This is a genomic window from Paraburkholderia sp. 40, from assembly GCF_050434105.1.
GTDB classification, from domain to species: Bacteria; Pseudomonadota; Gammaproteobacteria; order Burkholderiales; family Burkholderiaceae; genus Paraburkholderia; species Paraburkholderia tuberum.
The window spans coordinates 3,964,723-3,988,915 of record NZ_JBNPVY010000004.1 but is presented as its reverse complement, the minus strand read 5'-3'; the positions used below and the strand labels follow the sequence as shown (position 1 = coordinate 3,988,915).

Here is a 24,193-nt window from a genome sequence, read left to right as displayed (position 1 = left end):
GCAATGGCCGGTGGTTTACTGAAATTGGTTTTCGCGGAACCCGCTATTTAAACTGGTTTTCCGTTGGCCGTCAATAGTTTAGCCGTCGTCTGGCGCCGCCGGGGGTTGCCGGGCCAAGCGATCGGTCCCTGTGGATAACTCACTTTCGGGTTCGTTTTGGCGTTAGAATCTCGCCTTACTTCCCAAAAATGTTGCACGCCGCTCCGGCACGCTTGTCCCGCAGACCCTTGTGGCACAGGCGCCTGGGGCCGTTACGCCTGGCTGCTCAGGGCCTTGTTGCGCGTGCGCGACAGGGGCAGCGGCGACCGCCGTGCACACCATAACGATAGCAACTTGATGAACGAATTCTGGCAACACTGTTCCGCATTGCTGGAGCGTGAGCTTACGCCCCAGCAGTACGTGACGTGGATCAAACCCTTGGCCCCGGTCGCCTTCGACGCCGATGCGAACACGTTGAGTATTGCCGCGCCGAACCGTTTCAAGCTCGACTGGGTCAAGAGCCAGTTCTCCGGCCGCATCGCGGATATGGCCCGCGATTTCTGGCATGCGCCGGTGGACGTGCAATTCGTATTGGATCCGAAGGCCGGCATGCGTAGCCCAACGGCCGCGGCGCCGGCTCCGTCGTCGGCACGCCCGGCTTCGGCCGCGCCGCAGGGCGGTAATGCCGGCGGCGTCGCGGCCGTCGATGCGGCTGTCGGCGCCGTGCACGCCGCGCATGCCGCGCGCGCGAATCCCGCAGCCGCGGCTGCGGCGCTCGCAGCGCAAAACGCGAATTCGCGCAGCGCCGCCGAAGACGTCGCAGACCTTGATCTGCCGAGCCTGGACGCGAACGAAGCCGCCGCCGGACGTCGCACGTGGCGCCCAGGCCAAGGCGTGGGCGCGACGGCATCCGGCGAGAGCGACTCGATGTACGAGCGCTCGAAGCTGAACCCCGTGCTGACCTTCGACAATTTCGTGACCGGTAAGGCGAATCAGCTCGCGCGCGCCGCGGCGATCCAGGTCGCCGACAACCCCGGCATTTCGTATAACCCGCTGTTCCTGTACGGTGGCGTGGGCCTCGGCAAGACACACCTGATCCACGCTATCGGAAATCAGTTGCTGATGGACAAACCCGGCGCGCGGATTCGCTACATCCACGCGGAACAGTACGTGTCCGATGTCGTGAAGGCGTACCAGCGCAAGGCGTTCGACGACTTCAAGCGCTACTACCACTCGCTCGACCTGCTGCTGATCGACGATATTCAGTTCTTTTCGGGCAAGTCGCGCACGCAGGAGGAATTCTTCTACGCTTTTGAGGCGCTGGTCGCCAACAAGGCGCAAGTGATCATCACGAGCGATACGTATCCGAAGGAAATCTCGGGTATCGACGATCGCCTGATCTCGCGCTTCGACTCCGGACTGACGGTGGCGATCGAGCCGCCCGAACTCGAAATGCGCGTCGCGATTCTGATGCGCAAGGCGCAATCGGAGTTCGTGAGCCTGAATGAGGACGTCGCGTTCTTCGTCGCGAAGCATCTCCGCTCGAACGTGCGCGAGCTCGAGGGCGCGCTGCGCAAGATCCTCGCGTATTCGAAGTTCCACGGCCGCGAAATCACGATCGAACTGACCAAGGAAGCGCTGAAAGACCTGCTGACGGTGCAGAACCGGCAGATTTCGGTGGAAAACATCCAGAAAACGGTCGCCGACTTCTACAGCATCAAGGTCGCGGACATGTATTCGAAGAAGCGTCCGGCGAACATCGCGCGGCCGCGGCAGATCGCGATGTATCTGGCGAAGGAATTGACGCAGAAGAGTCTGCCGGAAATCGGCGAGCTTTTCGGCGGGCGCGACCACACGACGGTGCTGCACGCGGTGCGCAAGATCGCCGACGAGCGCAGCAAGGACGCGCAGCTGAATCACGAACTGCACGTGCTGGAGCAGACGCTGAAGGGCTAAACGGCCTGGCCGCGCGCGACCGTGAAACGGACGTCGGCGGCAGGAAACGCTGGAAGCGGCTACGCAGTGGTTTGAATGAGGCCGCGAAAACGCTGTAAATCGAGAAACGGGCAGGGGACCCCACAACCCGGCGGCGCTGTCGGGTGCGAACGGAATGCGACGGTAAGCGGGCAGAAGCGACGTAAAAAGCGCGGCAAACCCGTGACGAATTTGCGGCGCAACCGGCCAGAAGTGGCGGAAAAACGAGCCTGCGAACCGGTAGCGGCGCGCAGCGGCGCGACAAGTCGGCGGCAGCCCGGACCACGCCCTACAAAATCGACCTGTTTATTCCCGAACTCGCCCCCATTTTAGTGAGGCGGTCCCGTTTTCAGGCACAATACAGGTTTAACCGCCCGGCGGCGACGGGCGGATTTCACGCCGTGTCGGGCGCTTTTCAGGGCGCCGGCGGGGAGCCGTGGCTGCGCGCTGAAAAGCTTGTCCCGTAAGGCGTGCAGGCCGTTATATCAACGAAGGAACCCTATGCAACTGGTCAAGACCGAACGCGACAACCTCCTCAGGCCGCTGCAAACCGTGAGCGGCATCGTCGAACGCCGCCATACGTTGCCGATCCTCGCCAATTTGCTGATCACCAAGAACGGTCCTGACGTATCGTTCCTGTCGACCGACCTGGAGTTGCAGATCACCACGCGCGCCGATTTCGGCGTGGGCGGCGATTCGGTCGCGACCACGGTGGCGGCGCGCAAGCTCCTCGACATTCTGCGCGCGATGCCTGACGGCCAGGTCACGCTGACGCTGAACGACAAGCGTCTGACCGTGCAATCCGGCAAGAGCCGCTTTGCGCTGCAGACGCTCGCCGCGGACGAATTCCCGACAGTCGCTCAGGCCAAAGACTACGGCGCGAGCCTGGTGGTTCCTCAAAAGACGTTCCGCCAGCTGCTCGGCATGGTCCATTTCTCGATGGCCCAGCAGGACATCCGCTACTACCTGAACGGCATGCTGCTGGTGGTGGACGGCGATCAGCTGATGGCGGTCGCGACCGACGGTCACCGTCTCGCGTTCTCGTCGATGAAGATCGAGGGCTCCTTCGCGCGCCACGAAGTGATCATTCCGCGCAAGACGATTCTCGAACTGCAGCGCCTGCTCGAAGACATCGACGACACGCTGAAGATTGACATCGCGCAGACGCAGGTCAAGTTCACGTTCGGTCAGGTTGAACTCGTGTCGAAGCTCGTGGAAGGCAAGTTCCCCGACTTCCAGCGCGTGATTCCGAAGTCGCACAAGAACAAATTCCAGATTGGCCGCGAAGAACTGCAGCGTTCGCTGCAACGCGCGGCGATTCTGACGTCGGATAAGTTCAAGGGCGTGCGCTGCATCGTCGAGCCTGGCCAGTTGAAGATCATGTCGACCAACGCCGATCAGGAAGAGGCGCAGGAAGAACTGGAAATCGCATACGACGGCGACAGCGTCGATATCGGGTTCAACGTCACGTATCTGCTCGACGTGCTCGCGAATTTGAAGGTCGACATGCTGCAGGTGAGCCTGGGTGATGCCAGCTCCAGCGCGTTGATCACGATTCCCGAGAACGACGAATTCAAGTACGTGGTGATGCCGATGCGCATCTGACGCGTCCAACATCAAGAAGAACACCAAGGGGCGCAGCGCCCCTTTGGCGTTTTTATGGCGTTTTGAAAAGTCCAGAGCAGCAACCTTGCAGTAACGCAGAACCGGAAAAAATCCATGACTGAAACGAACAATACGCAGCCCGATAACAGCTACGGCGCCTCGTCCATCCAGATCCTTGAAGGTCTGGAAGCCGTGCGCAAGCGACCTGGGATGTACATCGGGGATACATCGGATGGCACCGGTTTGCACCACCTCGTGTTCGAAGTGCTCGACAACTCGATCGACGAAGCGCTCGCCGGCCATTGCAACGACATCCAGGTGATCATCCACGCGGACAACTCCGTGTCGATCACCGACAACGGCCGCGGCGTGCCGACCGGCCTCAAGATGGACGACAAGCACGATCCGAAGCGCAGCGCCGCCGAAATCGTGATGACCGAGCTGCACGCCGGCGGCAAGTTCGACCAGAACAGCTACAAGGTGTCGGGCGGCCTGCACGGCGTGGGCGTGTCGTGCGTGAACGCGCTGTCGGCATGGTTGCGCCTCACCGTGCGCCGCGACGGCAAGAAGCACTTCATGGAATTCCACCGTGGTGTGCCGCAGAACCGCGTGCTCGAAGAGATCGACGGCGTGACCACGTCGCCGATACAGGTGATCGGCGACACCGAAAACCGCGGCACCGAAGTGCATTTCATGGCCGATGAAAAGATTTTCGGCAATGTTGAATACCACTACGACATTCTCGCGAAGCGGATTCGTGAGCTTTCGTTCCTCAATAACGGCGTGCGGATTCGATTGGTGGATCAGCGCTCGGGTAAGGAAGAGGATTTCGCGTTCGTCGGCGGCGTGAAGGGTTTTGTCGAGTACATCAACAAGAACAAATCCGTGCTGCACCCGAACATCTTCCACATCATGGGCGAGAAGGATGGTGTGGGAGTCGAAGTGGCGATGCAGTGGAACGACAGCTACAACGAAAACGTGCTGTGCTTCACGAACAACATTCCGCAGCGCGATGGCGGCACGCACCTTACCGGTCTGCGTGCGGCGATGACGCGCGTGCTGAACAAATACATCGCCGATCACGAAGTCGCGAAGAAGGCGAAAGTCGAAACGTCGGGCGACGATATGCGTGAAGGGCTGTCGTGCGTGCTGTCCGTGAAGGTGCCGGAGCCGAAGTTCAGCTCGCAGACGAAGGACAAGCTGGTGTCGTCGGAAGTGCGCGCGCCGGTGGAAGAAGTGGTCGCAAAGGCGCTCGAGGAATTCCTGCTCGAGACGCCGGGCGACGCGAAGATCATCTGCGGCAAGATCGTCGATGCGGCGCGTGCGCGCGACGCGGCGCGCAAGGCGCGTGAGATGACGCGCCGTAAGGGCGTGCTCGATGGCGTCGGTTTGCCCGGCAAGCTCGCCGATTGCCAGGAGAAGGATCCGGCGAAGTCGGAGATTTATATCGTCGAGGGTGACTCGGCGGGTGGGTCGGCGAAGCAGGGGCGTGATCGGAAGTTTCAGGCTATCTTGCCGCTGCGCGGCAAGGTGCTGAACGTCGAGAAGGCGCGGTACGACAAGCTGCTTTCTTCCGAGCAGATCGTTACGCTGATTACCGCGCTTGGCTGCGGGATCGGCAAGGAAGATTACAACCTCGACAAGCTGCGCTATCACCGCATCATCATCATGACCGATGCTGACGTCGATGGCGCGCACATCCGGACGCTGTTGTTGACGTTCTTCTATCGGCAGATGCCGGAGATGATCGAGCGCGGGTATATCTATATCGCGCAGCCGCCGCTTTACAAGATCAAGGCGGGGAAGGATGAGCGGTATCTGAAGGATGAGTCGGAAGTTAACGCTCATATTCTTCGGCTCGCGTTGCAAGGGTCGGAATTGGTGGCTTCTGAAGGTGCGACTCCGATTACTGGGGATGCGTTGGGTGAGTTGGCTCGGGCTTATCTGTTGGCGCAGGCAGTGGTTGATCGGTTGAGCCGGCTGTATGACGCGGGTGCGCTCGAGGCCGTGATGGATGGGGTTGCTATCGATCTGTCCAGTGAGCAGGCGGCCGAGGCTTCGGCGCACGCGCTCGAAGCGAAGCTGCGGGATGATGCGTTGAAGCCTGAGGTGACCGTGACCACGATGTATGACCCTGTGCGGGAACTGCGCTCGCTGCGCGTCGCGCGGACGCATCATGGGAATCAGAAGATTTCTGTGATCGATGAAGAGTTTCAGTTGACTGCGGATTATCAGCAGCTTGTGACGACCGCTAATACGTTCAAGGGGTTGATTGGCTCTGGCGCTGTGATCAAGCGTGGGGAGCGGAGTATGGCTGTCACCGACTTTAAGAGTGCGATGAAGTGGCTGCTGGCTGATGCTGAGAGGAATATGTCCAAGCAGCGCTATAAAGGCCTCGGGGAGATGAATCCGGGGCAGCTTTGGGAGACGACTATGGATCCTGCGGTGCGGCGTCTTCTTCGGGTGCAGATTGAGGATGCTATTGCTGCTGATGGCATCTTTACTACGCTCATGGGGGATGATGTGGAGCCGCGCAGGGCTTTTATTGAGTCGAATGCGTTGAGGGCGGGGAATATCGATGTTTGAGGGTGTATGTAGGTAGACGCATAACCTCAGAAAAACGGGCCCATAAGTTGAGAAATTTATGGGTCTTTTTATTAATAGTCAGGCTGATGAACAATACGTCGACGTGCTGATACTGCTTGAGCTTTTCTTCCTGCTCGCGGAGTCGACATTCAGACCCAACAGCTGTTGGTGGCTTTCTTCGAGTTTTTGCTCCTCTCCCGCTCAGGAATCAACCTGGGGGCGGCGAAGTGAAATCGGCGCTACGCTCGCGCGCCGACCGCGCTCGGCGATTCCGGACGTCTAAAAGCGACTCGAATCCTCGACGTTCTGGACCTGCGCGACCCGGCAAATCGATAAAGTGCCTGCCGTCTGCCGTCTGCCGTCTGCCGTCACCGTCTGTCGTATCACGACAATTCTGTCATTTGCATTGCATTCCTGCCCGGACCGCCTATAACGCTGCATAAATAGCTCTGTCCGTACTCAAGGGAGACGGCCATGTTCGCAAGTGTGAGAGGCTTGCCGTTCCTTTTGCTAATCCTTGTGCTCCTTTGCATTCCACGCGTCCCCTACGCGCAGGTGGCGCGAATGGAAGTCATTCCATTCGAGTCGATGACGCTAACAGACGAGCAATTTCTGGCCGGAAGCGAAGACGGCAAGCGCGTGACGATAGCCGGTGAATTGCGGCTGCCTCGACCCGGGACCGACAGGCTGCCCGCCGTCATACTGCTGCACCCGTCTGGGGGTATCGGCGGCCAGATAGCGGACTGCGAGCAGTGGTTCCTGTCGTTGGGCGTTGCCACTTTCGTTGTCGACAGTTTCACGAGCCGAGGCATAGAAAACACAATCAACGACCAGAGTCAGCTTGGCAGACTCGCCCAGACAGAAGACGCGTATCGCGCGCTCAGCCTTATTTCCAAAAACCCTCATGTCGACGCGAGCCGCGTGATGCTAATGGGCTTTTCCCGTGGAGGGCAAGACACGCTCTACGCGAGCATGGTGCGCTTCCAGAAAGCGCATGCCGATGCGTCGACTCCAGGATTTGCAGCCTATGTTCCGCTTTACCCAGACTGCAGTGCCCACTACCTCGATGACGACAATGTATCCAAGGCTCCTATTCGCATATTCCATGGAAGCGCAGACAACTATGACCCGGTCGCGCCTTGCAAGGCCTATGTGGAACGGCTGAAGGCAAAGGGGGCGGACGTAGAGCTGACCGAGTTTGCCGGAGTTAATCATATTTTCGATGCGCGCGCCTTCGCACATCCAATCCCCCTGCCCAAAGCGCAAACAGTGCGCAATTGTGCATGGGAAGAACGCAGCGCGGGACAATTGCTTAACGTCAAAAGCAACCTGCCGTTCTCATATGCGGACCCCTGTGTCGAACGGGGCGTGGCAATCGGGTACGACGAGAGCGCGACGGAGCAAACGAAGAAGGCAATAGCCAACCTGGTTACCACTGCGCTTAAGCCGACACCGACACGTGCCCCGTAATTCCGTTGAGACTGGCGGGATCAGCATTGCTTTGGGCTGTTACGCAAAACGCGCGGAGATTTGCTTTCTGCGCGAACGGGTCGCCACTATTCAGTTGTCGCTAACGAGATCTTCAAAAAATGGCCTTTCACTCGAGGCCACTTATCCACATCCTCCCTTGGACAACTTTTGTAAAAACAGCCGAACACATTGTGGGCGAAACCTTGATAAATGCGCGGCGTTAACCGGTCGGCTAAAACTTCTCCCTGGCTCCGTTAACCTGTCCGCCCGCGCTCCCAAGGGTTATCGATTCCGTAGCGCGTTGATCCGTAAACGAACTTCCAAGTTATCCACAGCCGAACGCCCCACTTGTTAACTATTACTACGTATACATATACAAAGACTATAAAAACCGGAGAAGCACGCCGAAACACGGGCAACGTATACGCACATAACAACAGCAACATGGCAGGACGCAGAACCAGCGAGCACCAACCCAGCCACCCACACCTCACCCCAGCGGCAAACAAATCTCCGTAACCAACTCCGCAGGCGCAGTCTCCTTGGGACTATTCAAATACTCCTCAAACACCGGCGCATCCGCTGCGTCCCTCCCAGACTGCACGAGCCAGGTCCCGTACAACCACTCATAAGCCGCTCGCATATCGCTATACGGCCCAACATGCCGCAGCACCGCATATTCCCCACCGCGTACACGCGTGGCAGAAACCGCCCCACCCGTCCCAACAGCCGAAGCCACTTCAGCCATCACAGGCCCCGGCAATAACACCCCCGCCTTCGACCGCAACGCCTTCTCCTCGACCACTCCCGGATCATCGAAGTAAACCCCGATCATCCGCATCTGCGCCTCCAGCAGATTATGTTTCGCAAGTCACCCCAACAAAGCATCAAAAGCCTTTCCGATCTGCATATAAGGTCCGACATGATCGACCGACAAAATCTCCATCGGCTCCACATAACGAATCACGACCTCACGAATCATCGTCATCTGATCGTCTCCTGAAAGCGCCGGCCGAAACCGGCTATGCGTGCCTTGCCTGCGATACCGCGCCGGCGGCACACTAAACACCGCGCGAAACGTCCGCGAAAAAGACTGCAAACTGCTATACCCCGAACGCTTGGCAATCTGAGCAATCGGCATCGAACTACTCGCAAGAAAACCCGCTGCGCGATGCAACCGTAAACGCCGCACGGTCGTCGCGACCGTCTCGCCATACATCGCTTGATAAATCCGGTGCCAGTGATTCGGTGACAAACAAGCAATCTCCGCAAGCCGTCCTATATCGAGCGGTTCGTCGAGGTGATCGTAGATATGGTCGAGCACGCGTGCGAGTCGCGTCTCGTATCGAGCCCGATGGTCTGATTCGTTCATGACTGGACCGCAGAAAATTGGCGCGAGAGGATGCGAACAAAGTATCACGTCAGCGAGTGTCGGTCGTTTACCAAATCCTGCGGATTTCAAGCGGTGCGCACGAAGCGGATTAAGCGCCTCTTGACCGCGCCACGTGCACGCGAGCGGGAGCAGGAGCGCCAAACACAGCATCGGCAAACAGCCCCAATTTCCGTAACGTGACGGTGCCGCCGTTTGGCGCTATCGTGTAGCGAGCAGCACCAGCACCAGCAGCAAGCAATCTGCAGCATACAATCGCCGTTCCCATTCCTACCCGCGTTCGCGCGAGGCGATGGAGCCGCAAACATGAGCTACACCGAGTCGATCGGCGGTCGCACGTACCGCTTCGCCGACCTGAAGACCCTGCTCGCGAAAGCGAGCCCGCAACGCTCGGGCGACCAGCTCGCAAGCATCGCGGCAGCGAGCGAAGAAGAGCGGGTCGCCGCCAAAATGGCGCTCGCCGAGGTGCCGCTACGCACGTTCCTGAACGAACCGCTGATCCCCTACGAAACCGACGAAGTCACCCGCCTGATCATCGACGATCACTCGCCAGCAGACTTCGCCGAAATCTCGCATCTGACGGTAGGCGACTTCCGCAATTGGCTACTCAGCACCACAACCGACACCGACGCACTCACCCGCATCACCCAAGGTCTCACGCCAGAAATGGTCGCCGCAGTCTCAAAGCTGATGCGCAACCAGGACCTGATCACCGCCGCCCGTAAACGCCCGGTCATCACCCGCTTTCGCAACACGGTCGGTTTACCGGGCCGCATGTCCGTACGCCTGCAACCGAACCACCCAACCGACGACGTCAAAGGCATCGCCGCCTCGATGCTCGACGGCCTGATGTACGGCTGCGGCGACGCGCTGATCGGCATCAACCCCGCGAGCGACAACCTCGCCGCGATCACGAAGCTGCTGCAGATGATCGACGACTTCCGCCAGCGCTATCAGGTACCGACGCAGTCATGCGTACTCACGCACGTGACGAGCACGATCGCCGCGATGGAAAAAGGCGCGCCGGTCGATCTCGTATTCCAGTCGATCGCCGGTACCGAAAAAGCGAACGCGAGCTTCGGCATTTCGCTCGCGCTGCTGCAGGAAGCGTACGAGGCGGGGCTGTCGCTCCAGCGCGGCACCGTCGGCAGCAATCTGATGTACTTCGAAACGGGGCAGGGCAGCGCGTTGTCGGCGGATGCGCATTTCGGCGTTGACCAGCAGACCTGCGAGGCGCGCGCCTATGCGGTCGCGCGCAAGTTCAAGCCGTTTCTGGTGAACACGGTAGTCGGTTTCATCGGCCCCGAGTATTTGTACGATGGCAAGCAGATCACGCGCGCGGGTCTCGAGGATCACTTCTGCGGCAAGCTGCTCGGCGTGCCGATGGGTTGCGACATCTGCTACACGAACCACGCCGAAGCGGACCAGGACGACATGGACAATCTGCTGACGCTGCTCGGCGTAGCGGGCATCAATTTCATCATGGGCGTACCTGGCGCGGACGACGTAATGCTCAACTATCAGAGCACGTCCTTTCACGACGCGCTGTACGTGCGCGACGTGCTCGGTTTGCGCCGCGCGCCGGAATTCGAGGAATGGCTGGAGTCGATGCAGATCATCGACGCACGCGGCGCGTTGATCGGCGCATCGGCGCGGCAACCGCTGCTCGAAGGCGCGCGCGACTGGATGGGGATCGCATGAGCGAGAACGACGCACTCGACAAGGACCCGTGGAGCGCACTGCGTCGGTTTACGCAGGCACGCATCGCGTTGGGCCGAGCGGGCAACAGCCTGCCGACCGCACCATTGCTCGCGTTCAATCTCGCGCATGCGCAGGCGCGCGACGCCGTGCACCATCCGCTCGACGTGGACCCGCTGCACGCACAACTGCGCGCGCAAGGTTTCAACACGCTCGACGTGCATAGCGCCGCGCCGGATCGCGAGCATTATTTGAGGCGCCCTGATCTTGGGCGGCGTCTGTCGGAGGAGAGTCGCGCGACGCTTGCCCGACTGCCATCGCAATCAAGCGATGTGCTGTTTGTGATCGGCGACGGTCTATCGGCGTTCGCCGTATCGAAGCAGGCTGTACCGTTGCTGCAAGCTATACATCCAAAGCTCGCGGGTTGGACCATCGGTCCCGTAGTGGTCGCGCGTCAGGCACGCGTCGCACTCGGCGACGAGATCGGCGAATTGCTCGACGCGAAGATCGTCGTGATGCTGATCGGCGAGCGACCGGGTTTGAGTTCGCCGGATAGCCTCGGCATCTACGTCACGTACGCGCCGAAAACGGGGTGCAGCGACGCCCAACGCAACTGCATTTCCAACGTGCGCCCGCAAGGCCTCGACTATCCGCAGGCCGCGCACAAGCTGCACTATCTGCTCACGCAGGCGAGGAAGCTGCGACTGACAGGGGTGGGCTTGAAAGACGACAGCGATGAGCTGCTAGCCAGCGCTCCGACGCATCCTGCCGTGAACGACGGTTCAGCGTAGGAAGCAACGAGCGTAAACCTAGCACGCCCACTCACTTGCGCAACAACCTCAACCCATTGGCCACTACCAGCAGACTCGCACCGACATCTGCGCACACCGCCATCCACATCGTGCCGAAGCCCATCAACGTCAGCACGAGGAACACGCTCTTGATGCCAAGCGCGAGCGCGATGTTCTGCACCAGCACCCCGTACGTCGCCTTTGACAACCGGATAAACGTCGGAATCTTCCGCAGATCGTCGTCCATCAACGCGACGTCGGCGGTTTCGATCGCGGTGTCGGTACCCATCGCACCCATCGCGAAGCCGATGTCAGCGCGCGCGAGCGCGGGCGCATCGTTGATGCCGTCGCCGACCATGCCGACCGTCGCGCCATCGCTCGACCATTGCGTGACCGCGTCGAGCTTGTCCTCGGGCAACTGATCGCCGCGCGCTTCATCGACGCCGACCTGCTGCGCGATCGCCTCGGCGGTATGACGGTTGTCGCCGGTCAGCATCGTGGTGCCGACGCCGAGCCGCCGTAATTCGGCGACGGCGGCGCGGCTCGTTTCCTTCACCGTGTCAGCGACCGCAAACAGCGCGAGCACGCGCTGCGCATCGGCGAGCATCACGACGGTTTTGCCGTGCTGTTCGAGCGCGTCGAGACGCGCTTCGAGTTGCGGCGAGCAGCGGCCCAGTTCCTCGACCAAGCGATGATTGCCGAGCCAGTACCCGATACCGTCGATATCGCCGCGCACGCCACGTCCAGCGATCGCTTGGAACGCATCGACGTGCAGGTGTTCGACGCCGTCGTCATTGGCGGCAGCAGCAACCGCTATCGAAACAGGGTGGTCGGAGCGGCCCGCGAGACTTGCCGCGAGCGTGCGGTATCGGAACGTTTCACCCGCGTCACCAACCACCTCAAACTCCGTCTGCACCGGCTTCCCGTGCGTAATCGTCCCGGTCTTATCGAGCGCCAACCGGGTCAGCTTGCGACCCTGTTCGAGATAAACGCCACCCTTGATCAAAATCCCCTTGCGCGCCGCGGCCGCGAGCCCGCTGACGATCGTCACCGGCGTCGAAATCACGAGCGCGCACGGACACGCGATCACGAGCAGCACCAGCGCCTTGTACACCCACGCGTGCCACGCTCCACCGAACACGAGTGGTGGGACCAGAGCGACGGCGAGCGCAATCGCGAACACGATCGGCGTATAAACGCGCGCGAATTCATCGACGAAGCGCTGCGTCGGCGCCTTCGTGCCCTGCGCCTCCTCGACCGCGTGGATGATCCGCGCGAGCGTCGTGTTGCCCGCGGCCGCCGTCACTTGATAATCGAACGAGCCCGCTTGGTTGATCGTGCCGGCGAATACGGCGTCGCCGATCGCCTTGTCGACGGGCAGGCTCTCGCCGGTGATCGGCGCCTGATCGACGCTCGAGCGGCCCGCGACGATTTCGCCATCGAGCGCGATCCGCTCGCCCGGCTTCACGCGCACGAGCGTCCCGGGCACGATCGCGTCGACGCGGACGGGCTGCCACGCTCCATCGGGCCGCTGCACGCTGGCCTGTTCGGGCGTGAGCCGCATGAGCCCTTCGATCGCGTTGCGCGCGCGGTCGAGCGAGCGCACCTCGATCAGCTCGGCGATCGTGAAGAGCACCATCACCATTGCCGCTTCGGGCCACTGGCCGAGCAGCGCCGCGCCGGTCACGGCGATGCTCATCAGCGCGTTCATGTTCAGGTTGCCGTTGCGCAGGGCGACCCAGCCCTTGCGATATGTCGTCAGGCCACAGGAGGCAATCGCGACGACCGCCATACCCGCCACCACCCAGGCCGGCGCGCCGAGCCAGCTAGCGGCCTCTGAGGCTCCCGCGACGATACCGGCGAGGATCAGGGGCCACCACGGCTTGCGCATTGCGTCAGTGGCTGCTTGGGGCACCGCGTCGGCGTTCCCACCCTTTCCGGCGTCGCTTGCCAGCTCGGGCGTGAAGTCGAGCGAGCGCAGGGCGGCGAGGACCGACTCGAGCGCCTCCGGCGCGTGGACGACAGTCAGCACGCGCTGCATCAGGTTGAAGTCCATGCTACGCACGACCGGCATACGGCCGAGTTTCTTGCGGATCAGCGCTTCCTCGGTCGGGCAGTCCATCTGCAGGATGCGGATTGCGGTGCGAAGGTCGTCGCCGACGGCTTCGGACGGAGGCAGGCGCAGCGACGCAGGCGCAAAAGCGCTAGCGGCCCAGCAAGCGACAGCAGCGTGATCATGGGCGTGGCCGTGATCATGACCGTCCTGATGATCGTGCCCTTCATGCCGATCACCGCCGCCCACGTCGGCGCCACAAGCATGTTCACCGCCATGCGAATGCCCACATCCCTCACCCGTGCCCCTGCCGTGAGCATGGTCGCGCCGCGCATCAACGTCGCCGCAACCCCCGTCCATACAGGCTTCGTCCAGTTCCGGACGATCGGTGGCAATACGGCAGGTGTCAGGCATTGGTGGCTTCCTCGTGCGATTTGTGGTCTAGTAAACACCCTGAAGCCACTACAAGGTCAAGGCCGCGTGGAGGAAGGGTCCATGAAAATCGGCGAACTGGCGAAAATCGCCCATTGCACGACAGAAACCATCCGTTTCTACGAGAAAGAGCGCCTGCTGCCCGAGGCGGAGCGCACCGAAGCCAATTACCGCAGTTACACGGCAAAGCATGTCGAGCGCCTGCGCTTCATCCGCAATTGCCGCGCGCTCGACATGACTCACGACGAAATCCGCGCATTGCTGCGTCTGACCGACGCGCCGGCGAACGGCTGCGGCGGCATGCATACGCTGGTCGACGAGCACATCGCGCACATCGACACGCGTATCGAAGAACTGCAGCAGCTGAAGGCGCAACTGACAACGCTGCGCGACCAATGCCACGGCGAGCATCCGGTCGAAGACTGCGGCATCGTGCACGGCCTGACCGACATGGATGTGGCCGTGCCGCGTCCGCGGCATACGCATCTCGGCTGACGCCATGCTTGCCGTCGAGCGCTATCGCGTCACGACGCAGCGCCGGCGCGGCAACCCCATACACGGCAAGGCCGCATGTGCGACCTTGCCAATCGATCATCGAATCCAGTTGGAGAATCAACGTGTTCACCTGTAGAAATCAGTCCTGCGGCGCGCAGTGGGAGCAATCCGACGTCGTCATCAAGAACGAAGGCCAGGGGCTGCTGTTCCGCTGCCCGCTGTGCGGCGCGCGCAATTACGTCGAGCGTTTCGACGGCGACGACGGCGAGGTGCTGTACGAGCAGTTGCCGGGCCGCCCCGATCAGGGCCCGATGGCCCAGTAATCGCGATTCCTACAGACGATCCTATGAACAGTCCCACCCCCGCCGGCGCCGCATTCAGCGAGCTGCCGCTACCGCCCGCCACGCTCGCGAACCTGACGCGGCTCGGCTACGTCGAGATGACGCCGATCCAGGCCGCGAGCCTGCCGATCGCGCTCGCCGGTCAAGATCTGATCGCTCAGGCGAAAACTGGCAGCGGCAAGACCGCGGCGTTTTCGCTGGCGCTGCTCGCGCGCCTCGATGTACGCAAATTCGGCACGCAGGCAATGGTGCTGTGCCCGACGCGCGAACTCGCCGATCAGGTCACGCAGGAAATCCGCCGTCTCGCGCGCGCGGAAGAAAACATCAAGGTGCTGACCTTGTGCGGCGGCACGCCGATGCGTCCGCAGACGGCGAGCCTCGAGCACGGCACGCACGTCGTGGTCGGCACGCCGGGCCGCATCATGGATCACCTCGAACGCGGCAGCCTCGATCTGCAATCGCTGAACACGCTCGTGCTGGACGAAGCCGACCGCATGCTCGACATGGGTTTCTTCGACGACATCGCGAAGGTCGCCAGGCAATGCCCGAAAGAGCGCCAAACGCTGCTGTTTTCGGCGACGTACCCCGAGGGCATCGCGAAGCTGAGCCAGCAATTCCTGCGAAACCCGAAGGAAGTCAAACTCGCCGAGCGGCACGACGACAGCAAGATCCGTCAGCGCTTCTACGAAGTGACCGAAGACGAGCGTCTGCACGCGGTCGGTCTGCTGTTGAATCACTATCGTCCGGTCAGCACGATCGCGTTCTGCAACACGAAGCAGCAGTGCCGCGATCTGCTCGACGTGCTGCGCGCGCAGGGCTTCCATGCGCTTGCGCTGCACGGCGAACTCGATCAGCGCGAGCGCGATCAGGTGCTGATCCAGTTCGCGAACCGCAGCTGCTCGGTGCTCGTCGCGACCGACGTCGCCGCGCGCGGCCTCGACATCGCGCAACTCGAAGCGGTGATCAACGTCGACGTGACGCCGGACCCGGAAGTGCACACGCATCGCATCGGCCGCACGGGCCGCGCCGACCAGGAAGGCTGGGCGCTGAGTCTCGCGAGCATGGACGAGATGGGGCGCGTCGGAGGGATCGAGCAGGCGCACAAGCGCGACGTCGAATGGCACAAGCTGGCCGAGCTGAAGGCGGGCAACAACGAACCGCTGCTGCCGCCGATGGAAACACTGCAAATCCTCGGCGGCCGCAAGGACAAGATCCGTCCCGGCGACGTGCTCGGCGCGCTGACCGGCGATGCCGGCTTCGCGGGCTCGCAGATCGGCAAGATCAACGTGACCGACATGTCGACCTATGTCGCGGTGGAGCGCAGCATCGCGCGCGAGGCGGTGCGCCGGCTCAGCGCGGGCAAGCTGAAGGGGCGCAAGGTCAAGGTTCGTTTGATGGACGAATCCTGATTCACCCGAAGCTCCGGCTTTCCTTGAAGGTCCGATAACTCGAAGAACGGCCGCATTCGCGGCCGTTTCCGCAAGCGGGCCGCTCAGCATCACATTCCTTCATACCTACGCGGTTTCCCGCATTCCCCGATCTCCGCACCGCGTCCCCGCAAACCGTGATCCCGCCGGCTTCGCCCGGCGTACAGCGGCTGCGCGCGAGCCATGACGAAAACGCATGCCGCGCATGACAAAGTTTCGATTGTGAGCGTTGTTTGGCTGATGCCTAATCACCTCACCGGAAGGAACGCGCACCGCCGCCGCCGTTGGCTCGGCCGCCGGCGGCTGAAGAAAGGGAGAAAGTCTTATGCAGAGCGCCACGCAAGCCCGCTCGAAACTGCCGGACGTCGGCACCACCATTTTTACCGTGATCGGCCAGTTGGCCGCGCAACACGATGCATTGAATCTGTCACAGGGGGCGCCAAATTTCGCGCCGGACGCGAAGCTCGTCGACGGGGTCGCGCAAGCGATGCGCGCTGGCCACAACCAGTACGCGCCGATGGCCGGCATCGGTGCGCTGCGCGAAGCGCTCGCGGCGAAGGTCGAAACGCTGTATGGCGTGCGCTACGATCCGGCCAGCGAAGTCACCGTGCTCGCGAGCGCGAGCGAAGGGCTCTATTCGACGATCAGCGCGCTCGTGCATCCGGGCGACGAAGTGATCTATTTCGAGCCTTCGTTCGATAGCTACGGTCCGATCGTACGCCTGCAGGGCGCGAAGCCGGTCGCGATCAAGCTGTCGCTCGACCACTTCCGCGTGAACTGGGACGAAGTCGCCGCCGCGATCACGCCGAAGACGCGCATGATCATCGTAAACACGCCGCACAATCCGACCGCCACGATTTTTAGCGATGCCGATATCGAGCGGCTGAAGGCGCTCACGCGCAACACCGACATCGTGATTCTGTCCGACGAGGTCTACGAACACGTCGTGTTCGACGGCGCGAAGCATCAGAGCATGGCGTGCCATCAGGAACTCGCCGAGCGCAGCGTGATCGTGTCGTCGTTCGGCAAGTCGTACCACGTGACCGGCTGGCGCGTCGGCTACTGCCTCGGGCCCGCCGCGCTGATGGACGAGATCCGCAAGGTCCATCAGTTCATGGTGTTCTCCGCCGACACGCCGATGCAACACGCGTTCGTCGACGCGCTCGCCAATCGTGACAGCTATCTCGGCCTGTCCGACTTCTATCAGAAGAAACGCGATCTGCTCGCGCATGCGCTGCGCGAATCGCGCTTCGAGCTGTTGCCGAGCGAAGGCAGTTTCTTTATGCTCGCCCGGTTCCGCGGCTTCTCCGATGAAAGCGACAGCGATTTCGTGCTGCGCCTGATCCGCGATGCGCGCGTCGCGACGATTCCGTTGTCGGCGTTCTACACCGACGGCACGGATTCGGGGCTGATTCGCCTGAGTTTCTCGAAGGACGACGCGACGCTGCTCGAAGGCGCGCGGCGTTTGTGTGAAATCTGAGCGCGCGAGAGCACACTCGAAGTATCGAAGTCATCAAAGTATTCGAAGAATGAAGGGAGATGTTATGAAGTTGCTCAAGTGCTTGTTGGCGCTGGCCTGTGCCGGCGCGTCGCTCGCAACATCGTCGGCCGCAAGCGCCGCCGATACCGCGACGCTGCGTTTCGGCCTCGAAGCGCAGTACCCGCCGTTCGAGTCGAAAGGACCGAACGGCGAACTGCAAGGGCTCGATATCGACGTGGGCAACGCGGTCTGCGCGGCCGCGCACATGACGTGCAAGTGGGTCGAAACCTCGTTCGACGGCCTGATTCCGGCGCTGCAAGGCCGCAAGTTCGACGCGATCAATTCAGCGATGAACGCGACCGAGCAGCGCCGCCAGGCGATCGATTTCACGACGGTGGTCTATCGCGTGCCGACGCAGCTGATCGCGCGACGCGACAGCGGTTTGCAGCCGACGCCTGGGTCGCTGAAGGGCAAGCGCATCGGCGTACTGCAAGGCTCGATTCAGGAGACCTTCGCTAAGGCGCATTGGGAACCGGCCGGCGTGATCGTGCTGCCCTATCAGGATCAGAACCAGGTCTATGCCGATCTGACGGCTGGCCGTCTCGACGGCACGCTCGTGCTCGCACCGGCCGGACAAACGGGCTTTCTCTCGAAGCCCGAAGGTAAGGGCTACGCATTCGTCGGTCAGCCTGTGCGTGACGACAAGATTCTCGGCAGCGGCATCGCATACGGCATTCGCAAGGGCGATACCGCGCTGCGCGATCAGTTGAACGCCGCGATCGCGAAGGTGCAAGCCGATGGCACGGTGAAGACGCTCGCCGCGAAATATCTCGGCAATATCGACGTCAGCGCAAAGTAATCGCGTCGCGTTCGGTCGGCGGCGCGGTTTGCGAGCGACGCCGCGCGTTCGCTTGTTGGCCATGCGTTTGACGGCTACGATACGTAGGCTTCGCGAAGTCGGAGACAACGGCGAAGTCGGCGGATCAACCGGAGAGCGCGCATGAGCGAGACGATCGAAGCGGCACGCGCTGCGAACACCGCACGCGCAAAAGGCGCAGACGCGCCGCGCTTCTGGCGCAGCGCGGCGCTGCCGTTCATCGAGGCGCGTTCCATCGACGATGGCCGCAAGGTCTGCTACGCCAAACATTCGCACGAAACGTTTTCGATCGGCGCGGTGACGGGAGGCCGTAGCGTGTATCTGAATCGCCACGCGAGGGAATGGGTCGGCGCGGGCGCCGTCGTGATGATGAACCCCGACGATGTGCACGCGTGCAACCCGCTTGCCGGCGAGCGGTGGTCGTATCGGATGCTGCACGTCGACGTTGCGTGGTTCACGAAACTGCAGCACGAGCTGGGCTTCAACGAGAACCATGCGTTCCGCGCGTTTTCGCAGATCATGACGCTCGACGCCGCGCTGTTCGACGGCCTGAACCGGCTGTGCGCGATTCTCGCCAGTAACGACGACGACAACGACACGCTGCGCAAGGAAAGCGCGGCCATCACCTTCTTCTCCAGCGTGCAGCAAACGCTCAATCCGGCGAGCCTGCCCGAGCGTGCCGTGAGCGGCCAACTCGCGCGCGCCGCGGAGTACATCGCCGAAAACTGCACGCGCGCGCTGAAACTCGACGATGTGTGCGAAGCCGCCGGGCTGTCCGCGTCGCACCTGATACGCGCGTTCAAGCTGCGCTACGGCATGACGCCCCACGCGTATCTGATCAACCGACGCATCCAGTACAGTCGCGCGCAACTGCGGCGCGGGGCACTGATCGCCGATGTCGCGCTCGATGCCGGCTTCGCCGATCAGGCGCATTTGCAGCGCACCTTCAAGCGGCTGGTGGCGGCGACGCCGGGCCAATATCGCAGCGGAGCGTGACGCGGCATGAAGCCGCGTCAGGAAGCAGTCGCGGCTCGCGTCACTCCACGAGCAGATACATCGCACTGAGCGCGAGCAGCGCCGCCATCACGCGATTGAACGCCCGGACCCGCTTCGCTTCACGCAGATGCCTGCGCAAAAACGTGCCGGCATACGCCCAGCTCGCGATCGATAGATAGCAGATCACGAAGTACAGCGCCGTGAATTGCCAGACGAGCCCGCCGTCGCCGCCTGGCGCATACGCGCCCATGCCGGCCAGCGACGCGAGCCACGCCTTCGGATTGAGCCATTGCATGGCCGCGCCGTGCGCGAACGACGGCCCGCGCGCCGGTTTGTCCGCGCCGAGCTGGCCGTCATCGATGGTGAGCTTGTAGGCCATGGAGAGCAGAAAGCCCACGCCCGCCCATTTGACGATCTCGATCAGATTGGGAAAGCGCGCGAGCAATTCGTGCAGGCCGAGGCCGATCAACAGAAGCAGCAACGTGAAGCCGACCGTCGCGCCAGTGACGTGCCGCAGACTCGCGGCGAGCCCGTGCTGCGCGCCGGCGCTCAGCGCGACGACGTTGACCGGGCCGGGAGAAATGGAACTGGCGAGCGCGAACGCGGCCATCGAGAGTAATGCGGTCATCGGATGCCTCGGAACGTGAGTGTGCGAATGGATTGCGACGCTAAACGGTAACGAGACGGCGAGGGTATGTATTGAAGGAAATTGCCCAGTCGAAAAGCTGGTAAATCCGCATGCGGCTTCAACGGATCACAAAAACATAATGCGACGACGCGTTAATTCGATAACAAACGCGCGTTTGAATTTAAAAATAAATACGCGCAAACGTTACCGAGGAAAACAATTTTTGAATTATCAGGTAAATTCTACTAATCGAAACTTATGATATGCCCCTATGCAGCGGGCGATTATTCGGCCCGATAAACAGTCCGAAGCCTCGAAAAACCAGCGATACAGGGCTTAACGGCTTTCGCGCAAAAAAGCGATGGATTCGGCACGTGGTGAATGCTTTGCATCAGTATCGATAGACCGGTCCGTATCTGCTGGAGACGCGCAGTGAAAGGGAGTGCATCTGGGTCTCCATGTGAGCAGGCAGAAAACTGCGGACGAAACGAACGAGCTGTGTCTCGCGTTATTCGGCGGCTGGTAGGAGCGCAAATGCGTGATTCCACTTGCGTATGGATTCGCTATCTGCTGGGTGCTCTGTCCCAACAAACCGGAAGCGTAGTGAGCACTTCGACAAACTGAGTCCCGCCGTTGGAAACGCAGAGCACATGATCCACCAAAGAAAGGCCCGGTTTCACGTCCTGATCGCACGGGCGCGCCGATGGCGGATGCCACGCGATGGCGTCATCTACGCTGGATGCGGCGTGGTGCTCGCAATGCTCGCGCTGTGTGGCTACGCGCTGTATCAGAGCCGCGAGGATGCGATTGCGCGCGCACTCGATTCGACGCGCGATGTCGCGACGATCACCGAGCGCGACATCGCGCGCAATTTCGAGCTGTACGCGCTGTCGCTGCAGGCCGTCGCCGATGGCCTCGGGCGTCCGGGCGTGCTCGATTCGCCGCGTTTGCGGCGCGAGATCCTGTTCGATCGCGCGGCGACCGGGCAATACGTCGGCGCGATGGTGGTGATCGACGCACTGGGCAACGTCGTGATCGATTCGGATAGCGACGTGCCGCGCGGGGGAAACCTCTCGGACCGTCCGTACTTCAGGATTCATCGTGAAGATCCGGATCTCGGGCTCGATGTCAGCGCGCCGTACATCTCCAGACTCAGACCCGGTTCGCGCAGCATCGCGCTGAGCCGGCGACTGTCCCGCCCTGACGGATCGTTTGCGGGAATCGTCGCGCTCGGTATCGATCAGGAGTATTTCACGAGCCTGTTCGCGGATCTGCGGATCGGGCAGCATGGCTCGGTGTCGATCGTCAGAACGGACGGCACGATCATCGTGCGACGGCCCGACGATCGACACGTGACGGGCAGCGACATCAGCAAGACGGCGTTCTTCCAGCACCTGCTCGCGAAAGACGAGGGCAGCTTTATCGCGTCTTCGCCGCTCGACGGCGCCGAACGGCTTTACTCGTTCAGACGGATTCCGCAATTGCCGCTGATCGTGCTGGTCGCCGAGGCGACCGACGATATCTATGCGGGCTGGTGGGGGCGCGCGCTGACGATCGGTTCGCTGATGGTGATCTTCGGGATCGGCGTGATCGTGTTGGCGGCGTGGCTCGGCGCCGAGTTGCGGCGTCGACAGCGGGTGGAGCACGAGCTCGAACGGCTTGCCGGCACGGACGGACTGACCGGCCTGCCCAATCGCCGCGCGCTGTGTGAAACGCTCGAGCGCGAATGGCTGCGCGCACGCCGCACGGGCAGCGTGTTGTCGCTGCTGTTCGTCGATATCGATCACTTCAAAGCCTATAACGATACATACGGTCACCAGGCCGGCGACTTCGCGCTGACCGCGGTCGCGTGCTGCATCCGCAGGGTGATCCAGCGACCGGGCGATTGCGTCGGTCGATACGGCGGCGAGGAGTTCGTCGTGGTGCTGCCGGATACCGACGCCGCCGGTGCCGGGGTGGTCGGCGAGAACATCCGCGTGGCGATCGGCGAGTTGGGCATCGCGCACCAGGGCTGCGAGTTCGGTCGCGTGACGGTCAGCATCGGCGCGACCACGTCGCGGTCGGATCGGGTGACGGATGTCAGCGTCGTCGTTCGGGCTGCCGATGAGGCGTTGTATACGGCGAAGGCCGGTGGCAGGAATAGGGTCGCGCAGATGGGAGTTGGGTGACCGGTCGCTCCTGATTTTTCTGCACCGGAAATGAAGAAGGGTTGCGACGCTTCCGCGTGCAACCCTTTCTGATTTCCGCGATGTGCTACCTCGCGCTGGTTGTCGATGCTTGGATTAGAACGAGCCAGCGATAACGCGCACCAGCCCACTGCGCAGCGGCGGCGCTGCTTCAGCGAACTCGAGATTCACCTTGTTGGCGACGCTCAAGATGCGGGTCTGATACGTACGATAGTTCGTATCTTCGCTGTAGGTCACGGTTGTGCCGCCACTGTTGCCTTGGTGCAGGTTGTGTGTGGAGTTTTCGTGGCTCGCTACGCCACTGTGCTGGCGCTCCTTGATTTGCACGTCGGTAATGGCGGTGTAGTACACGTCTTTAACTGCAGCGTTGGCGACCAGTTCAATCAGGCCGCCAGCGAGGGCCGCGCCAGCGATCGGCGCGGCATGCGTGCTACCAAACGATGCCGCGGCGGCCGCGCCAAGAAAGGCACCGCCAAGAGGGGCGCCATATCCGCCGAATGCTTCCTGGGCCACCGACGGAGCGACCTTGCCTACCTGCAGGATGTTTGCCTGAAGAATATATTGCGCATGGTCGGGGTCTCCGACGATGCGGTATCCCTTGCCCGAGACGGCCGCTTTCACGTCAGCCGCGATGTCGAAATCAGGCTTGTCGGAGGTATTGCGAATCTGCACGAAAACAGTCTTTTTCGAATCGGCGACCGGGTCCAGGAAGATCGTGTCCGACATCTTTGTCTGGACCTCGAGGTCGTGCTTGCTGATCGCAATCTGGGTCGCCGCACAGCCGGTCAGCAAGCTGGTGGTGCCGGCCGTAGCCAGAAGAACTGCTGTAAGCGCAAGTTTGTTCAATTTCATACGCCCACTTAAACTCTCCGAGCTGACCAGCGAGTACATCGCGGCATGGCTGGAATCACAGTCGGCAAAACGCCCAACCATGATGGCGCTGTCGTTTCGCCTGTTGCGCGGCTTTATCCGGTGGACCACCGACACGCCCGCCTATTGTGGCGTCATCCCCGTTGAAGCGTACCAGGGGCGCAGCGTGAAAGAGGCGGTGCCGAGGGTGAACGCAAAAGAGGGCGATGTGCTGCAACGTGAGCAGTTGCCGGCGTAGTTCGACGCGGTCCGCAAGATCCGGAACCCGGTCATCTCGGTTTACCTGCAGGCACTCCTGCTGGCCGGCGCGAGGCTTGAGGAACTGGCTGCGCTCAGATGGGCCGACGTGGATTTCCAGTGGCGCAGCCTGGCCATTGCTGACAAGGTCGAGGCCGGAGGCCGTGTCATCCCGCTCACGCCGTATCTGCATTCCTTGCTGCTCGATCTGAAGCGCATCAACGACACGCCGCCCCCTGTGAGGCTTGAGCGCCAAGGCGAGACTTGGGCGCCGCCGCCATGGGTCTTCGCCAGCAGGACGTCCGCCGATGGCAAGATTGCCGAGCCGCGTATTGCGCACACACAGGCTCTGGAAGCCGCTGGCCTGCCGCACGTCAGCCTTCACGGGCTGCGTCGCAGTTTCGGGACGCTGAGTGAATGGGTGGAGTGCCCAGTCGGCGTTGTTGCTCAGATTCAGGGCCACAAGCCGAGCGCGATTGCCGAAAAGCATTACCGCCGCCGTCCGCTGGATCTGCTTCGCATGTGGCACGACAAGATCGAGGCGTGGGTACTGGGGCAGGCCGGGGTTCAGTCCCGCGTCGACGATGTGGCTGTCGGTCTGCGTCTCGTGCTGTAAATATGCTGAGCGTAGTGGGCAGGGTATTGGCAAGATTCGGCCCGTAGCGGTAGCGGCCCCGT

The 24,193-nt window shown here is 61.8% G+C and carries 18 protein-coding genes and 1 pseudogene; 14 read left to right on the top strand and 5 right to left on the bottom strand.

The genetic code is table 11. The features are described 5' to 3' along the window. Window positions 1-336: 336 nt before the first annotated feature. The 4 genes from dnaA (at window position 337) to OKW28_RS40375 (ending at window position 7,614) form a co-directional block, all read left to right on the top strand. Window positions 337-1,935 carry a chromosomal replication initiator protein DnaA gene (dnaA, locus tag OKW28_RS40390; protein WP_429453717.1) on the top strand — a complete coding sequence of 533 codons (1,599 nt, stop codon included), beginning with the start codon at window positions 337-339 and terminating at the stop codon, window positions 1,933-1,935. A gap of 519 nt (window positions 1,936-2,454) precedes the next feature. Next, window positions 2,455-3,558, top strand: coding sequence for a DNA polymerase III subunit beta (gene dnaN, locus OKW28_RS40385; RefSeq protein WP_090802283.1), 1,104 nt, complete (start codon window positions 2,455-2,457; stop codon window positions 3,556-3,558). A gap of 114 nt (window positions 3,559-3,672) precedes the next feature. After that, window positions 3,673-6,144, top strand: coding sequence for a DNA topoisomerase (ATP-hydrolyzing) subunit B (gyrB, locus tag OKW28_RS40380; RefSeq protein ID WP_429453715.1), 2,472 nt, complete (start codon window positions 3,673-3,675; stop codon window positions 6,142-6,144). A gap of 564 nt (window positions 6,145-6,708) precedes the next feature. Continuing rightward, complete coding sequence (locus tag OKW28_RS40375) at window positions 6,709-7,614, top strand: dienelactone hydrolase family protein (protein WP_429453714.1); 906 nt, start codon at window positions 6,709-6,711, stop codon at window positions 7,612-7,614. Window positions 7,615-8,104: 490 nt separating this feature from the next. Here OKW28_RS40375 and OKW28_RS40370 read toward each other — a convergent pair whose 3' ends face one another. Continuing rightward, entirely contained in the window at window positions 8,105-8,467 is a 363-nt protein-coding gene (locus OKW28_RS40370) for an AraC family transcriptional regulator (protein ID WP_429454619.1), read from the bottom strand. Between the two features lie 18 nt (window positions 8,468-8,485). Beyond that, entirely contained in the window at window positions 8,486-8,986 is a 501-nt protein-coding gene (locus OKW28_RS40365; protein ID WP_429453713.1) for a helix-turn-helix domain-containing protein, read from the bottom strand. Between the two features lie 324 nt (window positions 8,987-9,310). Here OKW28_RS40365 and OKW28_RS40360 point away from each other — a divergent pair, with 324 nt between their 5' ends. Both OKW28_RS40360 and eutC read left to right on the top strand, forming a co-directional pair. Then, window positions 9,311-10,705 (top strand): ethanolamine ammonia-lyase subunit EutB, encoded by a 1,395-nt coding sequence (locus OKW28_RS40360; protein ID WP_429453711.1) that lies wholly within the window; start codon window positions 9,311-9,313, stop codon window positions 10,703-10,705. Further along, the gene (gene eutC, locus OKW28_RS40355) at window positions 10,702-11,493 is read left to right on the top strand and encodes an ethanolamine ammonia-lyase subunit EutC (RefSeq protein ID WP_429453709.1); all 792 of its coding nucleotides are present in this window, start codon (window positions 10,702-10,704) and stop codon (window positions 11,491-11,493) included. The genes OKW28_RS40360 and eutC overlap by 4 nt, the downstream gene beginning before the upstream one ends. Before the next feature lie 31 nt (window positions 11,494-11,524). Here the strand turns inward: eutC and OKW28_RS40350 are convergent, their stop codons facing one another. Further along, window positions 11,525-13,906, bottom strand: coding sequence for a heavy metal translocating P-type ATPase (locus tag OKW28_RS40350; protein WP_429454617.1), 2,382 nt, complete (start codon window positions 13,904-13,906; stop codon window positions 11,525-11,527). A 135-nt stretch (window positions 13,907-14,041) separates the two neighbouring features. Between OKW28_RS40350 and cadR the strand changes: the two genes are divergently transcribed. The 6 genes from cadR (at window position 14,042) to OKW28_RS40320 (ending at window position 19,594) form a co-directional block, all read left to right on the top strand. Beyond that, window positions 14,042-14,473 carry a Cd(II)/Pb(II)-responsive transcriptional regulator gene (gene cadR, locus OKW28_RS40345; protein ID WP_184074348.1) on the top strand — a complete coding sequence of 144 codons (432 nt, stop codon included), beginning with the start codon at window positions 14,042-14,044 and terminating at the stop codon, window positions 14,471-14,473. A gap of 122 nt (window positions 14,474-14,595) precedes the next feature. Next, the gene (locus OKW28_RS40340) at window positions 14,596-14,796 is read left to right on the top strand and encodes a hypothetical protein (RefSeq protein ID WP_429453707.1); all 201 of its coding nucleotides are present in this window, start codon (window positions 14,596-14,598) and stop codon (window positions 14,794-14,796) included. A 23-nt stretch (window positions 14,797-14,819) separates the two neighbouring features. Next, window positions 14,820-16,223: an ATP-dependent RNA helicase DbpA gene (dbpA, locus tag OKW28_RS40335; RefSeq protein ID WP_429453706.1), complete on the top strand. Its 1,404-nt coding sequence runs from the start codon at window positions 14,820-14,822 to the stop codon at window positions 16,221-16,223. Window positions 16,224-16,566: 343 nt separating this feature from the next. Next, window positions 16,567-17,721, top strand: a complete 1,155-nt coding sequence (locus OKW28_RS40330) for a pyridoxal phosphate-dependent aminotransferase (RefSeq protein ID WP_429453704.1) — start codon at window positions 16,567-16,569, stop codon at window positions 17,719-17,721. Window positions 17,722-17,785: 64 nt separating this feature from the next. Next, window positions 17,786-18,580 carry an ABC transporter substrate-binding protein gene (locus tag OKW28_RS40325; RefSeq protein ID WP_429453702.1) on the top strand — a complete coding sequence of 265 codons (795 nt, stop codon included), beginning with the start codon at window positions 17,786-17,788 and terminating at the stop codon, window positions 18,578-18,580. 141 nt (window positions 18,581-18,721) lie between these two features. Then, a complete protein-coding gene (locus OKW28_RS40320; protein WP_429453700.1) occupies window positions 18,722-19,594 on the top strand; it encodes an AraC family transcriptional regulator in 873 nt (290 codons plus the stop codon). Between the two features lie 40 nt (window positions 19,595-19,634). Here OKW28_RS40320 and OKW28_RS40315 read toward each other — a convergent pair whose 3' ends face one another. Further along, window positions 19,635-20,222, bottom strand: coding sequence for a LysE family translocator (locus OKW28_RS40315; RefSeq protein WP_429453698.1), 588 nt, complete (start codon window positions 20,220-20,222; stop codon window positions 19,635-19,637). Between the two features lie 650 nt (window positions 20,223-20,872). On the opposite strand from OKW28_RS40315, the gene OKW28_RS40310 reads away from it, so the two are divergent. Further along, a complete protein-coding gene (locus OKW28_RS40310; RefSeq protein ID WP_429453697.1) occupies window positions 20,873-22,390 on the top strand; it encodes a sensor domain-containing diguanylate cyclase in 1,518 nt (505 codons plus the stop codon). 114 nt (window positions 22,391-22,504) lie between these two features. Here the strand turns inward: OKW28_RS40310 and OKW28_RS40305 are convergent, their stop codons facing one another. Further along, the gene (locus OKW28_RS40305) at window positions 22,505-23,260 is read right to left on the bottom strand and encodes a complement resistance protein TraT (protein ID WP_429453695.1); all 756 of its coding nucleotides are present in this window, start codon (window positions 23,258-23,260) and stop codon (window positions 22,505-22,507) included. On the opposite strand from OKW28_RS40305, the pseudogene OKW28_RS40300 reads away from it, so the two are divergent. Further along, window positions 23,259-24,131 (top strand): annotated as a pseudogene (locus tag OKW28_RS40300) (tyrosine-type recombinase/integrase); the annotation flags it as partial. The gene OKW28_RS40305 and the pseudogene OKW28_RS40300 sit on opposite strands and share 2 nt — an antisense overlap. Between the last annotated feature and the right edge of the window lie 62 nt (window positions 24,132-24,193).

Bases quoted from the DNA above. Each gene is read 5' to 3' on its own strand.
- dnaA (WP_429453717.1), top strand. From the start codon at position 337: ATGAACGAATTCTGGCAACACTGTTCCGCATTGCTGGAGCGTGAGCTT.
- dnaN (WP_090802283.1), top strand. From the start codon at position 2,455: ATGCAACTGGTCAAGACCGAACGCGACAACCTCCTCAGGCCGCTGCAA.
- gyrB (WP_429453715.1), top strand. From the start codon at position 3,673: ATGACTGAAACGAACAATACGCAGCCCGATAACAGCTACGGCGCCTCG.
- OKW28_RS40375 (WP_429453714.1), top strand. From the start codon at position 6,709: ATGGAAGTCATTCCATTCGAGTCGATGACGCTAACAGACGAGCAATTT.
- OKW28_RS40365 (WP_429453713.1), bottom strand. From the start codon at position 8,986: ATGAACGAATCAGACCATCGGGCTCGATACGAGACGCGACTCGCACGC.
- OKW28_RS40360 (WP_429453711.1), top strand. From the start codon at position 9,311: ATGAGCTACACCGAGTCGATCGGCGGTCGCACGTACCGCTTCGCCGAC.
- eutC (WP_429453709.1), top strand. From the start codon at position 10,702: ATGAGCGAGAACGACGCACTCGACAAGGACCCGTGGAGCGCACTGCGT.
- OKW28_RS40350 (WP_429454617.1), bottom strand. From the start codon at position 13,906: ATGGACGGGGGTTGCGGCGACGTTGATGCGCGGCGCGACCATGCTCAC.
- cadR (WP_184074348.1), top strand. From the start codon at position 14,042: ATGAAAATCGGCGAACTGGCGAAAATCGCCCATTGCACGACAGAAACC.
- dbpA (WP_429453706.1), top strand. From the start codon at position 14,820: ATGAACAGTCCCACCCCCGCCGGCGCCGCATTCAGCGAGCTGCCGCTA.
- OKW28_RS40330 (WP_429453704.1), top strand. From the start codon at position 16,567: ATGCAGAGCGCCACGCAAGCCCGCTCGAAACTGCCGGACGTCGGCACC.
- OKW28_RS40325 (WP_429453702.1), top strand. From the start codon at position 17,786: ATGAAGTTGCTCAAGTGCTTGTTGGCGCTGGCCTGTGCCGGCGCGTCG.
- OKW28_RS40320 (WP_429453700.1), top strand. From the start codon at position 18,722: ATGAGCGAGACGATCGAAGCGGCACGCGCTGCGAACACCGCACGCGCA.
- OKW28_RS40315 (WP_429453698.1), bottom strand. From the start codon at position 20,222: ATGACCGCATTACTCTCGATGGCCGCGTTCGCGCTCGCCAGTTCCATT.
- OKW28_RS40310 (WP_429453697.1), top strand. From the start codon at position 20,873: ATGATCCACCAAAGAAAGGCCCGGTTTCACGTCCTGATCGCACGGGCG.
- OKW28_RS40305 (WP_429453695.1), bottom strand. From the start codon at position 23,260: ATGAAATTGAACAAACTTGCGCTTACAGCAGTTCTTCTGGCTACGGCC.